The following is a 12,827-nucleotide window of genomic DNA, read 5'->3' as shown; positions in this document are numbered from 1 at the left end:
TGCGGGTGGGAAAACAAGACGGCCCCGCAGCGCGGGGCTGCGGGGCCGTGTGTGTGGTCTCGGGCACTGGAGGCCGGCACCCCGCCGGAACGGGGCGTCCGTGGCCGCCGTTCAGGCGATGCCCACGACTTCGATGTCGAAGGTCAGGTCCTTGCCGGCCAGCGGGTGGTTGGCGTCGAGGGTGACCTGTTCCTCGTTCACTTCGACGACCGTCACCGGCATGACCTGACCCTGCGGGGTCTGGACCTGCAGCTGGGTGCCGAGGTCGAGCGGGATCTCTGCCGGGATCTCGGAACGCGGCACGGCCTGCATCGCGTTCGGATCGGGCTGGCCGTAGGCTTCGTCCGCCGGGATCGTCAGCTTCTTCTGCTCGCCCACGGTCATGCCGGGCAGGGCCTTGTCGAGGCCGGGGATGATCTGGCCGGAGCCCACTTCGAACTGCAGCGGATCGCGCCCGCGCGAGCTGTCGAAGGTGGCGCCGTCTGCCAGCGTTCCGGTGTAATGCAATTGAACTGTGTCGCCGGTTTTGACCTGCGTCATGTGTGTACCTCTGATGTCTTGGAAACGGGTTTGGCGAGGCCGGGGCGTCCCGGGTGGCTCGCATGCTCATGCCTAAAGATAATGATTCATGGCCCGCGATGCAAACCCGGTGGTCAGAACCGGGTGTGCGCCCTACTGTCGGGGCGACGGAAATGCCGGGTTCGGGGCGCTTTGCCGCGCCTGCCGGACCCGCGGAGAAAGGGAGTTTTGCCATGCATCCGGTCTTGGCGAAGGACAACGTGGCGGTGGTGACGGGCGGGGCCTCGGGCATCGGGCTGGAGATCGTGGGGCGGCTGGTGGCGCTGGGCATGAAGGTGGCGATTGCCGACCTGCCCGGCCCGGCGCTGGAGCGGGCGGCGGCGGAGACCGGCGCGCTGGGCGTGGCCGTGGACGTGACCGACCGCGCGGCGCTGGAGGCGCTGAAGGTGCGGGTGGAGCGCGAGCTTGGCCCGGTTTCCGCGCTGTTCGCCAACGCCGCGATCCAGCCCGGATCGGACGTCTTCGACGAGCGCGGCACATGGGGCCGGGTGATCGACGTCAACCTGATGGGGCTGGTGCACACGGTACAGGTGCTGGCGCCCGCGATGATCGCCAGCGGCGCGCCGGGGCTGATCGTCATGACCGGGTCGAAGCAGGGCATCACCACGCCGCCGGGCGACCCGGCCTACAACGCCGCGAAGGCCGGGGTGAAGGCCTTTGCCGAAGCCGTGCAGCACGACCTGCGCGGGCGCGAGGGCTGCCGCGTAGAGGCGCGGCTGCTGATCCCGGGCTTCGTCTGGACCGGGCTGACGCGGCAGGGCCGGACGGAGAAGCCCGCCGGCGCCTGGACGGCGGAGCAGCTTGTGGACTTCCTGATGGCGGCACTGGACCGGGACGATTTCTACATCCTCTGCCCCGACAACGACGTGGACCGGGCGACGGACGAGAAGCGCATCCTCTGGGCCGCGGGCGACATCGTGGAGAACCGCCCGCCGCTGTCGCGCTGGCACGGCGATTACGACGCGGCCTTCAAGGCCTGGCTGGAGCGCTGAGGGATGGCGAAGGTTGTGGTGTTCGACGCCTACGGCACGCTCTTCGACGTGGCCGCCGCGGCGCGTGTCGTGGCCGAGGAATCGGGGCGCGAGGCCTTGGCGGCGGTCTGGGGACAGGTGGCGGAGGACTGGCGGCGCAAGCAGCTCGAGTATTCGTGGCTGAGGGCGGTGACGGGCGATTACGTGCCGTTCTGGACCCTGACGATGGACGGGCTCGACTGGGCGATGGAGCGCGCGGGGCTGGACGACCCGGAGCTGCGCGAGCGCCTGCTGGCGGTCTACTGGGAACTGCCCGCCTACCGCGAGGTGCCCTTCATGCTGGCGGCGCTGAAGGCGAAGGGCGTCGCGACGGGGATCCTGTCGAACGGCAGCCGCGACATGCTGGAAGGGGCGGTGGAGTCCTCGGGCGTGGGGCTCTACCTCGACGAGGTGCTGTCGGTGGAGGCGGTCCGGGTCTTCAAGCCCGCCCGTGCGGTCTATGACATGGTGGGCACGGCCTTTGGCGTGGCGCCGGGCGAGGTGCTGTTCGTGTCGTCGAACGGCTGGGACGCGGCGGGGGCGGCGGCCTACGGCTTCGAGACGGTCTGGGTGAACCGCGGCGATTTGCCGATGGACCGGCTGATGGCTTCGCCCGACCATGTGATGAAGGATCTGACGACGATACCGGAGAGGGTGTGATGGCGAATTTCACGACGTCCGACGGGGTGGAGATATTCTACCGCGACGAGGGCGAGGGTGTGCCCCTGGTCTGCCTTGCGGGGCTGACACGCGACGGGCGGGATTTCGATTTCGTGGCGCCGCATCTGGAGGGCGTGCGGCTGATCCGCCCGGACTATCGCGGGCGGGGGCAGTCGGGCTGGGCGGACTGGTCGACCTACACGATCCCGGTGGAGGGGCGCGACACGGTCGAGCTGCTGGATCACCTCGGGCTGAAGCAGGCCGCCGTGCTGGGCACCTCGCGCGGGGGGCTGATCGCCATGGGGCTGGCCGCGACGGTGAAGGACCGGCTGATGGGCGTGGCGCTGAACGACATCGGGCCGGAGATCGCGGACGCCGGGCTGGAGGTCATCAAGGGCTACCTCGGGCGCAGGCCGCCGCAGAAGACGCTGGCGGAGGTCGCGGCGCGGCGGGCGGAGCTGATGACCGGCTTCGTCGGCGTGCCGGAGAGCCGCTGGCTGGAGGAGGCGGAGCGGATCTTCGTGCAGGAGGAGGACGGGGTCGGCCTGACCTACGACCCGAACCTGCGCGAGGCGGTGCTGGGCGGCGGAGCGCAGCCGGTGGCCGACCTCTGGCCGTTCTTCGACGCCTTCAAGGGGCTGCCGCTTTGTGCGCTGCGGGGCGAGAACTCCGACCTGCTGTCGCGCGAGACCTTCGAGGAGATGAAGGCGCGGCGCCCGGACATGATCGCGGTGGAGGTGAAGGGGCGGGGGCACATCCCCTTCCTCGACGAACCGGAGGCGCTGGACGCGCTGCACCGCTGGATCCGGATGCTGCGCTGATCCGGGAACGGCATGACCGGCGGTGGATGTGCGGGCCGGCTGAGTGTTCTGCGGTTGGCAGCGCGTGACGCCGTTGTGGCTGCCGCATGGCGGGACACGGGAACGGGAGGCGTCGCAGACGTGGTTCAGGTGTGAGCCCCGTGAAACGCGCCCCCGTGCCCCGCTCGGGCCGTCGCCCACCCGCCCACCCCGCCGCCCCGACCGGAGCGCGGGGGCGCGTGTGGCGTTGGGCCGGGGCGGTGGCCTGGGCTGTTCGTTTCGGCGGGCCCTTCGCTTTCGGCAGGCCGGATTTGCCCGGTCTGGCCCATAGGGGACGGGCGCCGGGGCATTGCCCTTGGCACGACATGAAGATGTGCACGCAGAGTAAGGGCGCGGAGCGCGATGAGGGCTTCGTGCCCATTGCGGACGGTTGGACGCCCGCCACCGGATCGATGGCGGGCGCTTCGGTCTAGCGGTTGCGGATATGCGTGCTCCAGTGGGCGTGCAGCGCTTCGATGTCGCCGCTGGTGAGGAGGGGCATCGCCTGATGCAACTGGTCTTCCGTCCATGCCCACCATTGGAGTTCGAGCAGGAGGGCGATGCGGGCATCGTCGAACCTCTTGCGGATTTCCCGGGCCGGGTTTCCGCCGACGATGGCGTAGGGGGCGACATCCCGCGTCACCACGGCGCGCGTGCCGATCACCGCGCCGTCGCCGATCCTGACGCCGGGCATGACGATGGCTTCGGAGCCGATCCAGACGTCGTTTCCGATGACCGTGTCACCGGCCGAACTGTAGCCGTTTTCGGCGCCCGCAAAGGCCGGCACGTCTGACATCCAGTAGAAGGGGAACGTGCTGACCCAGTCGTTCCTGTGTCCCTGGTTGCCCGCCATGATGAAGGCGGCGCCCGATCCGATGGAGCAGAAGCTGCCGATCAGGAGGCGGTCGACGCCCTCGTCCGGCAGGAGGTAGCGGGCGCAGTCGTCGAAGCTGTGGCCGTGATAGTAGCCTGAATAGTAGCTGAACCGTCCGACAAGGATGTTCGGATTGGTGACCTGCTTGTCCAGCGTGATGCCCCGGAAAGGGCTTTCGAAGTGGTTTTTCATCTGGGACCTCTGAATGATCGGCATGTGTGCGCACATGCAAAACCAGCGCTGCCGCTGAGGGCGGCGCGCAATTTCCCCGGGCTTCAGCGCGGGGACGGATTCAGATGGTTCGGTCCGCAGATTTCATCGGGCGTATGTCCCTGTCCAATTCGTGTGAAGGATACGGAAACGGCGACCGGACGCAAGCCGGACGGCATGGTGCTGTGGCAAGGGGGCGCTGCGTCTGTTGCGGCGAAGGGGGGCGCAGGTCGTTTTGCGGCGCTCGCGCGCGCCGGGATGACGCGCGCCAAGGCGTTTCGGCAGAGGGTCAGGCGTCGGGCAGGTTGAAGACGCGGACGGGGTGGAGTTCGCCGGCCTTGTAGCGGCCCACGGCGACCGGACGGCCGTCGTGGCTGGCCCAGGCCTCGTCGCCGTATTCGATGCCGCCCGCTGCAAGGACCATGCCCGGGTTGCCGTTCCTGAGGCGCGTCGCGCCCTCGGCGGTGGCTTTCAGTTCGGGAAGGTCGGCCAGCCCCGCCTCGACCGGCAGGAGCCGGGCGTCTAGGGCGGGGGTGCGGGCCTCTGCGTCGATCTGGTCCAGCGTCACGGCGTTTTCGAGGTCGAAGGGTCCGGACCAGAGGCGGCGCAGCGTCAGGACATGGGCGTGGCAGCCGAGCGTCTGGCCGAGGTCGCGGGCGATGGAGCGGACATAGCCGCCCTTGCCGCAGGTCATTTCCAGCACGGCGGTGTCGGCGTCGGGGCGGTCGGTCAGCACCAGCTCCTCGACCCAGAGCGGGCGGGCGGCGATCTCCATCTCCTCGCCGTCGCGGGCGCGCTTGTAGGCGCGTTCGCCGTCGATCTTCACCGCCGAGAACTGCGGCGGGACCTGCATGATCTCTCCGACGAAGCCGTGCAGCGCCTCCTTGATCTCGTCGTCCGAGGGGCGGAGATCGCTTTCGGCTGTGACCTCGCCCTCGGTGTCGTCGGTGTTGGTCGCCTGCCCGAGCCGGATGGTGAAGGCGTAGGCCTTCGTCGCGTCGGTGATGTAGGGCACGGTCTTTGTCGCCTCGCCCAAGGCCACGGCCAGAAGGCCCGTCGCCTCCGGGTCGAGCGTGCCGGCATGGCCCGCCTTCTTCGCTTCCAGCGCCCAGCGGACCTTGTTCACGACGGCGGTGGACGTGATGCCCGCCGGTTTGTCGACGATCAGCCAGCCGGAAATGTCCCGGCCCTTGCGCTTGCGTGCCATGTGCTGCCCTTTCGCGGTAAGGCGCGCCGGGTAGCAAGCGCGCCGCGCCCTGTCAATCGCGGGGCGCGCGCGGGCCGTGGTCTTGCAGGTGGTCCGCCGCGGGCGTCAGCCGTCGGAGAGCGCCTCGACGATGGTGGCGCGGGTCTCGGCCTCGGCGATGCCGGAGAAGGGCTTCATGTTGTGGCCGGGGACCACGGCGTCGGGGTCCTCGATGAAGGCGTCGAGGGTTTCGGCGTCCCATGCGAAATCGGCACGGGCGAGGGCGTCGGAATAGCCGTAATCCTCCAGGCTGCCGGCCTCTCGCCCGACGATGCCGTACAGGTTGGGGCCGAGGCGGTTGTCGCCCTCGTCGAGGGAATGGCACGTCCGGCAATGGTTGTTGAACGCCAGCGTCGCCTCGTTGTCCTGCGCGGCGGCGGGGGCGGCGCTGAGGAAGAGGGCGGTGGCGGCGATATGCGGTTTCATGTCGGTGTCTCCTCTGGGGATCGTTGGAAGACAAACCGTCGAGGAGGTGGTGGCGTTCCCGCGCGGTCGCGGGTCCGGCGGGGGATCGCCGGTTCGCGTGGGTCCGGGCGAACTGTGCGGGCGGGCCGTCAGGTCGTGCCGGAGAGGCGGGTGTCCTTCAGGCCGGAGAGGTCCAGGAGGCCCGCGCGGTTGCAGAGCCAGAGCGCGCCCGCCACCGCCCAGAGGTTCGACAGCACGAAGGCCCCGACGATGCCCGCAAAGCCCGCCACGCTGGCGCCCAGCCATGCGAGCGGCACGTAGACCAGCGCGATGCGGCTGGCCGAGAGGCCCATGGACCAGAGTGCCCGGTCGCGGGCGTTCATCGCCGCGTTGGCGGTCACGAGGATGCCGTAGCCGAAGAAGCCTGTCGCGCCCCAGCGCAGGTAGGTGGTGGCATGGTCGGCGGCCTCGCCTCCGTCGGTCATCAGGTGGGCGAGGGTGGGCGCCGCGACCGACAGCACGGCGGCCAAGAGCGCGCCGTAGCCCGCGCAGGCGAGGAAGGTGAGCCGCGTGGCGGCGCGGGCGCGGTCGTGTTTCTCGGCGCCCCAGGCCTGGCCCACGACCGGGCCGATCCCCGCCGACATCGCCAGCATCGGCACGAAGAGCAGCGACTGCACACGGGTGGCGGCGCCGAAGCCCGCGACGGCGGCATCGCCCAGCATCGCGGCGGCGGAGGTGACAAGCGACAGGCCCAACGGGTTGATCGCGTTCGAGAGCGCGGCGGGGCCGCCGATCCGGGCGATGTCGCGCATGCTTTCGCCGAGGCCGTTCAGGCAGGTCCGGCTGATCGACAGGCGCCCGCTGCGGAGCGAGAAGATCACCAGCCCGAGGCAACCCAGCGTGCGGGCGAGGAAGGTGGCGATGCCCGCGCCCTCGGTCCCCATGGCGGGGATGAAGGCCGCGCCGAAGATGAACAGCGGGTCGAGCGCGATGTTGAGGAGCGCCTGCGCGACCATGACGGTGGCGGAGATGTGGCTTTCGCCGCCCGCGCGGAACACGGCGTTCAGCCCCATGGCGGCGACCATGAAGGGGAAGGAGGCGCACCACCACGGCACGAAGGACAGCGCCTCGTCCCGGACGGCGTCGGTGGCGCCCATGAGGGAGAAGATCGCGGGGGCGGAGAGGTAGAAGGCCGTGGCGGTGACGAGGCCCAGCAGCGCCGCGACGATCAGCGCGTGGAGGGCGAGGCGCGCGGCATAGGCGTCGTCGTTGCCGTTGCGCCCGAAGGCCTGGCTGACCACGGCGGAGGTGCCCGCGCCCATGCCGATGCTCAGTGAGGTGAGCGCGACGATCACCGGGTAGACGAAACCGATGGCGGTCAGCGAATCGGAGCCCGCGCGAGCGAGGAAGGCGCTGTCGGCGATGCCTACGGAGAGGGTGCCGAGGATGCCGATGCTCATCGGCGCGGAGACCCGCCAGAGTGCGCGGGAGACGGGGCCGGAGGTGAGATCGCGGTTTCGCTTGCCGTTTGCCATGGCGACGCAGATGGCGCGAATGGATGCGAAGGCAAGAATGTTTGCGCGTGGGGCGTGCGCCCCTCAGCACAGCACCTGTGCGAGCGCGTCGAGCGCGGCGCGGATCGGGGGATCGTGGCGGGCCTCGTGGTGGGAGACCAGCCATTCGTCGTGGGTCAGCGCGTCGATGGGCTCCGACAGGCGGTCGAGGCCCGGCTCGGTGTCTCCGGCGAAGCAGGGCAGCACGATCCGCCCGAAACCGTTCAGCGCGAGGTCGAGGCAGAGGCGGCTGTCGCTGGCGGTGGTCAGGATGCGGTCGGCGTGGTGGTCGTGGACCCAGCGCTGGGAGGGCGGCTTGTCGGCGCTGGCGGGCAGGGTGACGAAGCGGTCCGGCGCGCCGGGCAGCCCGTAGACCGCGTAGAGGATGGGCCGGGCCCGTTGCCGCGCCAGCCACGGGTGATCGGGCGCGCGGTTGCGGATGCCGATGTCGGCCTCGCGGCGGGCGAGGTCGAGGGCGGCATTCGAAGGCAGGAACTCCGGCACCCAGTGACCTGTCGGGTCCGGCGCCAGCGCCTGCGCGAGGAAGCGGGAGGTCCAGAAGCCCGCGGTGATGCGCACCCGGCGCGGGCCGGTGTCGCTGTCGAGGAAGCGGTCGACCCGGCGGCGGAGCGCGGAGAGGTCGGCGACCTCGGTGGCGAGCGCGCGGCCCTCGCCGGTCAGCGCGTAACCCGCCCTGCCGCGCAGAAAGAGCGGACGGCCGGTCTGCGCCTCGAGCGCGGTCATGCGGCGGGAGAGCGTGGGGAGCGGCGTGCCCGAGAGCCTGGCGGCGGCGGTGAGGGAGCCGTGCTGCGCCACGAGCAGGAACAGCGCGAGATCGTCGAGGCTGGGCGCACTTTCATTCATGAAAGTCAGTTTGCGCGCATCGCCAGTATTTTCAAGGAAATTGCCGTGGGAGGCTGGGCACAGATCGCATCAGGCTTTCAGGAGTGAGAGATGTCCCATCCTTTTCCCATCCTCCGGATCGTGCCGGACGCGGCCGCCAGTGCCGAGGCCGCGGGCTTTGCCGCGCGGGTACAAAGCCACCGGCGCCGGGCGCGCAGGCGCGCGGTGCTGCGGTTCAGGGCGGCGCTGTTCGGGCGTCGGAAGCTGCGGGGCGCGGGTCTGCCGGAGGACGGCGGCGCCATCGCGACCGGCTGTCAGGCGCGCATCAGGGTCTGACCGAAACCGCCGAAGTGCAGCATGCTGCTGGCGCTGTCGGTCCAGAAACCGGGCCAGTGCGCCCCCATGGCCGGGTGATGCCAGACGCGCACGTCGGTTTCCGGCGGCAGTGTGTTGAAATCGGGCTCGTCCCGCGTGCGGAGCTGACCCGACAGGCCGAAGAAGCCGTTGATCAGCACCGTCATGATGAGCGCATCCTCCGGCGTCATCTGGAGGCGGCGCCAGCCCGGGGGAACGGTCTCCTCGGATCCCGTCACCCAGTCGCCCGAGACGAACAGGCGTTCCGGGAAATCGGGGCGGTAGCCGAGGCTGTAGGCGCCCTGGCTCTCGACGATGAAGGTGATGTAGCCGTTGCTGCTGGCGTGCAGCTCTTCGGGGCGGAAGATCCGGTCCTGCGTCAGGAGCAGCGGCAGCCCGGAATGGAACACATCCGGCCCGAGCGCATCCGACACCTCGGTCACGGGCTTCAGCCACGGCAACTGGCCGGGTGTCGTGTCCCGCTCAGGGATGGCGATGTCGGGACGACCGACCCAATCAAGCAGAAGCTTCAGCGCATCCTCGATGGTGGTGACGATCAATTGGTCCTCCCTCACGCCCGCGTTCCAGCGAAACGCTGCTGCCAATCTTCGCGTTCCGCATCGGTGATCTTGCGGAAGGTGACGTCCGGCACGGTGAATGTGTGACCTTCGGGCAACGTTTCAAGGGCGGCGGGCACGTCGACCGGCCAGCTTTCGTCGTCGGTCTGCATGGCGGCCAGCAGGTCGGCGCAGGCGTCGGGGATGAAGGGGCGGGAAATCACCGCGTAGAGGCGGATCAGGTTCAGCGCGAGGCGGATCTGCATCGCGGCCTGTTCGGGATCGGTCTTGAAGGTGGTCCACGGCGCGACCTCCTGCAGGTACTCGTTGCCGAGCACCCAGGCGGCGCGCAGGGCGGCGGCGGCCTTGCGGATCTCGATCGCCTCCATGTGGGTCTCGTACTCGCGGACCTTGGCGGTGATGTCGGCGACCAGCTTTTCCTCGGCCGCGCCGCGGGTGCCGCCTTCGGGTACCGCCTCGGAGAATTTGGAGCGGCAGAACTTCGTCACGCGGGAGGCGAAGTTGCCCAGCACGTCGGCGAGGTCCTTGTTCACGCCGGACTGGAAGGATTCCCAGGTGAATTCGGCGTCGGAGGTTTCCGGCACGTGCGACAGCAGCCACCAGCGCCAGTAGTCGGCGGGCAGGATTTCCAGCGCCTGGTCCATGAAGACGCCGCGCCCGCGCGAGGTGGAGAACTGTCCGCCGTCATAGTTCAGGTAGTTGAAGGACTTGATGTAATCGACGAGCTTCCAAGGCTCGCCCGAACCGAGGATCGTGACCGGGAAGGAAAGCGTGTGGAAGGGCACGTTGTCCTTGCCCATGAACTGCGTGTAGCGCACGTCGTCCGCGCCCTTGTCGGTGCGCCACCAGCGTTCCCAGTCGGTCCCCTTGCCCGCGTCGACCCATTCCTGCCCGCAGGCGATGTATTCGATGGGCGCGTCGAACCAGACGTAGAAGACCTTGCCCTCCATGCCCGGCCAGGGCTCGTCGCCGCGCTGCACCGGCACGCCCCAGTCGAGGTCGCGGGTGATGCCGCGGTCCTGCAGGCCGTCGCCGTCGTTGAGCCATTTCTTGGCGATGGAGGTGGTCAGCACCGGCCAGCCCTCGCGGGTGTCGATCCATTTCTCCAGCTCGTCCTTCATGGCGGACTGGCGGAGGTAGAGGTGCTTGGTCTCGCGCATCTCGAGGTCGGTGGAGCCGGAGATGGTGGAATGCGGGTTGATCAGGTCGACCGGGTCGAGCTGCTTGGTGCAGTTGTCGCACTGGTCGCCGCGCGCGCTGTCGAAGCCGCAGTTCGGGCAGGTGCCCTCGATGTAGCGGTCGGGCAGGAAGCGGCCGTCGGCCTTCGAATACATCTGGGTTTCGGAGACTTCGCGGATCAGGCCCTGTTCGTCCAGCACCTTGGCGAAATGCTGGGTGAGCCGCTTGTTCGCGTCGGAGGAGGAGCGGCCGAAATGGTCGAAGGAGAGGCGGAAGCCCTCGGCGATCTTCGACTGCACCTCGTGCATCTCGGCGCAGTATTCGGCCACGGGCTTGCCCGCCTTGGCGGCGGCGAGTTCGGCGGGGGTGCCGTGTTCGTCGGTGGCGCAGAGATACAGCACTTCGTGGCCACGGGCGCGCAGGTAGCGGGCATAGAGGTCGGCGGGCAACTGGGAGCCGACGAGGTTGCCCAGGTGCTTGATGCCGTTGATGTACGGAATGGCAGATGTGATGAGATGGCGGGCCATATGCGTCTTCCTTCGCGAACGTCAGCGCGGGTTTAGCGGAGTGGCGGGGCAGTGGCCAGTGGTCACCCATCGGGGGGTGCAGAATCTGCACCCTACGGGGCGTCGCGTGGGCGGGGACGCGGGCTTTCGGAGCGGCGGTAGGGCGGTGTGGCTGTTGCTTGGGTTTGTTCGGCAGAACGGGTGTGAGTGGTTCCGGCGGGCGGGTCGGTTGCCTCGGGCGGCGCATGCGGAAGAGGGCCGCGGGCCGGGCCGGTGGCGCATGGGGCTGTGACCGCAGGGATGTGGGCGGATCGTCCGCCTCGGGCGGGCCATGCGGATCGGGGCGCCCGACCGGTCCGGCGGTGCGCGGGGCCGGGGTGGCGATGCGGACCGCCGGCCCCGGACCGTCAGGCCAGCGCGCCGATGACCTCGTCGACCTTCGTCACAAGCGCCACGTTCTGCATCGCGTAGTCGATGCTGGCGCGGTGCCAGTCGGCGTTCATGGTGGAACAGCCGTCCTCAGGGATCACCATGACATAGCCCTTGTCGGCGCCGGTGCGGGCGGTGTGCTCGATCGACATGTTGGTCCAGGCGCCGGTTTCGATCAGGATGTCGCGGCCCTCGGCCTTGAGCACGGTTTCGAGCGAGGTGCCCTCCCACGCGCTCATGCGCATCTTCTCCACCACATGATCGCCGGGCTGGGGTTCCAGACCGTCCACGGCGCGCGCGCCCCATGTGCCCCGGACCATGGCGGATTCGTCCAGCAGCCCCTCGAAGAGCGGCGCGTTCAGGGTGAAGCCGGGCGCGCCGGGGTGGACGAGGAAATGCACGTGGATCACCGGCACGCCCAGCTCGCGGCAGCGCGCGGCGAGGCGGGCGATATTGGCGATGGCGTTCTGGTCGCGGCAGTGCTGCGGGCTGCCGGAGGCGGCGAAGGCGCCACCCTCGATCACCACGTCGTTCTGCATGTCCTGGATGATCAGCGCGCAGCGCGAGGCGTCGAGGCGGAGCGCGTCGTCCCCCTGGGGCGCGGCCTGGGGGCGGGACGATCCCCGCGCCCGCATGAAGGGTTCGTTGCGCGGGCCGACCTTGACCGGGATGGCATAGACGCTGGTGGAGGCGGCGACGTAGAGCGTGCGCCAGTCCTCTCCGCCCCAGTGCAGGTTGGCGGGTTTCTCGGGGATGGCGACCTTGCCGATCAGCTTGCCGCCCGGCTCATAGACCCAGAGCCCGCCGGGCGCCGTCACCCAGACGTTGCCGGAGGCGTCGCACTTCATGCCGTCCGGTACGCCTTCCTTCAGGCTGTCGCGGATGCCGCTGGCGAAGACGCGGCCGTTGGTCAGCGTGCCGCCCGGTCCCACGTCGTAGACCCGGATGTTCGCCTGTTCGGTGTCGTTGATGTAAAGCCGCGTCTCGTCGGGCGAGAAGCAGAGCCCGTTGGGCATGGTGAAGAGGTAGCGGTCCACCACGAGCTGCGGATCGTCGCCGGGGCGGTGGTTCGGCGGCAGGCGGAAGACCCCCTGCCAGCCCAGATCGCGCGGACGCTCCACCCCGAAGCCGGGCATCCGGCCGTACCACGGATCGGTGAACCAGACGGAGCCGTCGGACTTCACCACGATGTCGTTGGGGGAATTCAGCTCCCGTCCCTCGAAGTGGGAGGCGAGCACCTCGCGCGTGCCGTCGGGCCGGAAGCGCGCGACGGAAGAAGTGCTGTGTTCGCAGACCAGCAGGTTGAGGTCCGCGTCGTAGGTCATGCCGTTGCCCTTGTTGGAGGGGGTCATGACCTCGCGCACGCCGGCGCGGTCCATGCGGCGGCGCACGTCGCCCGGCATGTCGGAGAACAGCAGGTAGTGGTCCACCGGGTGCCAGATCGGCCCTTCGGTGAAGATGAAGCCCGAGCCGGGCTGCCGGACCGGCGCGTGTTCGTCGATCAGCTTGCGGAAGGCGGGGTCGAGCGCTTCGTGGGCCATGGTGTCCTCCTCTGGCCGGGA

At 69.4% G+C, this 12,827-nt stretch carries 13 protein-coding genes; 4 read left to right on the top strand and 9 right to left on the bottom strand.

Translation table 11 applies throughout. The annotated features are described in order from the left end of the window. Positions 1-111: 111 nt before the first annotated feature. Positions 112-540 carry a peptidylprolyl isomerase gene (locus CDO87_RS05990; RefSeq protein WP_100927935.1) on the bottom strand — a complete coding sequence of 143 codons (429 nt, stop codon included), beginning with the start codon at positions 538-540 and terminating at the stop codon, positions 112-114. 212 nt (positions 541-752) lie between these two features. Here CDO87_RS05990 and CDO87_RS05985 point away from each other — a divergent pair, with 212 nt between their 5' ends. From CDO87_RS05985 to CDO87_RS05975, 3 genes are read left to right on the top strand one after another with little or no spacing between them, the layout of a single operon-like run. Next, entirely contained in the window at positions 753-1,571 is an 819-nt protein-coding gene (locus CDO87_RS05985) for an SDR family oxidoreductase (RefSeq protein WP_100927934.1), read from the top strand. 3 nt (positions 1,572-1,574) lie between these two features. Beyond that, complete coding sequence (locus tag CDO87_RS05980) at positions 1,575-2,249, top strand: haloacid dehalogenase type II (RefSeq protein ID WP_100927933.1); 675 nt, start codon at positions 1,575-1,577, stop codon at positions 2,247-2,249. Continuing rightward, positions 2,249-3,070, top strand: a complete 822-nt coding sequence (locus CDO87_RS05975; RefSeq protein ID WP_100927932.1) for an alpha/beta fold hydrolase — start codon at positions 2,249-2,251, stop codon at positions 3,068-3,070. The genes CDO87_RS05980 and CDO87_RS05975 overlap by 1 nt, the downstream gene beginning before the upstream one ends. 448 nt (positions 3,071-3,518) lie before the next feature. Here CDO87_RS05975 and catB read toward each other — a convergent pair whose 3' ends face one another. The 5 genes from catB to CDO87_RS05950 form a co-directional block, all read right to left on the bottom strand. Then, positions 3,519-4,154 carry a type B chloramphenicol O-acetyltransferase gene (gene catB, locus CDO87_RS05970; protein WP_100927931.1) on the bottom strand — a complete coding sequence of 212 codons (636 nt, stop codon included), beginning with the start codon at positions 4,152-4,154 and terminating at the stop codon, positions 3,519-3,521. Positions 4,155-4,461: 307 nt separating this feature from the next. Next, a complete protein-coding gene (truB, locus tag CDO87_RS05965) occupies positions 4,462-5,379 on the bottom strand; it encodes a tRNA pseudouridine(55) synthase TruB (protein ID WP_100927930.1) in 918 nt (305 codons plus the stop codon). A gap of 105 nt (positions 5,380-5,484) precedes the next feature. Beyond that, on the bottom strand, positions 5,485-5,844 hold the full coding sequence (locus tag CDO87_RS05960; protein ID WP_100927929.1) for a cytochrome c family protein: 360 nt from the start codon (positions 5,842-5,844) through the stop codon (positions 5,485-5,487). 128 nt (positions 5,845-5,972) lie between these two features. Further along, positions 5,973-7,358, bottom strand: a complete 1,386-nt coding sequence (locus tag CDO87_RS05955) for an MATE family efflux transporter (protein WP_100927928.1) — start codon at positions 7,356-7,358, stop codon at positions 5,973-5,975. Between the two features lie 63 nt (positions 7,359-7,421). Continuing rightward, complete coding sequence (locus CDO87_RS05950; protein ID WP_100927927.1) at positions 7,422-8,240, bottom strand: LysR family transcriptional regulator; 819 nt, start codon at positions 8,238-8,240, stop codon at positions 7,422-7,424. A gap of 90 nt (positions 8,241-8,330) precedes the next feature. On the opposite strand from CDO87_RS05950, the gene CDO87_RS05945 reads away from it, so the two are divergent. Continuing rightward, positions 8,331-8,555, top strand: a complete 225-nt coding sequence (locus tag CDO87_RS05945) for a hypothetical protein (RefSeq protein WP_100927926.1) — start codon at positions 8,331-8,333, stop codon at positions 8,553-8,555. On the opposite strand, the gene CDO87_RS05940 is transcribed toward CDO87_RS05945, so the two are convergent. The 3 genes from CDO87_RS05940 to CDO87_RS05930 all read right to left on the bottom strand — a co-directional run bounded on the left by CDO87_RS05940 (position 8,534) and on the right by CDO87_RS05930 (position 12,806). Next, on the bottom strand, positions 8,534-9,133 hold the full coding sequence (locus CDO87_RS05940) for a hypothetical protein (protein ID WP_100927925.1): 600 nt from the start codon (positions 9,131-9,133) through the stop codon (positions 8,534-8,536). The two genes, CDO87_RS05945 and CDO87_RS05940, sit on opposite strands and share 22 nt — an antisense overlap. Before the next feature lie 11 nt (positions 9,134-9,144). Continuing rightward, positions 9,145-10,857 (bottom strand): methionine--tRNA ligase, encoded by a 1,713-nt coding sequence (gene metG, locus CDO87_RS05935; RefSeq protein WP_100927924.1) that lies wholly within the window; start codon positions 10,855-10,857, stop codon positions 9,145-9,147. 386 nt (positions 10,858-11,243) lie between these two features. Then, on the bottom strand, positions 11,244-12,806 hold the full coding sequence (locus tag CDO87_RS05930) for an isochorismatase family protein (RefSeq protein ID WP_100927923.1): 1,563 nt from the start codon (positions 12,804-12,806) through the stop codon (positions 11,244-11,246). Positions 12,807-12,827: the final 21 nt, after the last annotated feature.

The sequence above is a fragment of the Sagittula sp. P11 genome (assembly GCF_002814095.1).
Taxonomy (GTDB): Bacteria; Pseudomonadota; Alphaproteobacteria; order Rhodobacterales; family Rhodobacteraceae; genus Sagittula.
The sequence above is the reverse complement of the archived record's forward strand: the minus strand, read 5'-3'. Positions and strand labels throughout refer to the sequence as shown.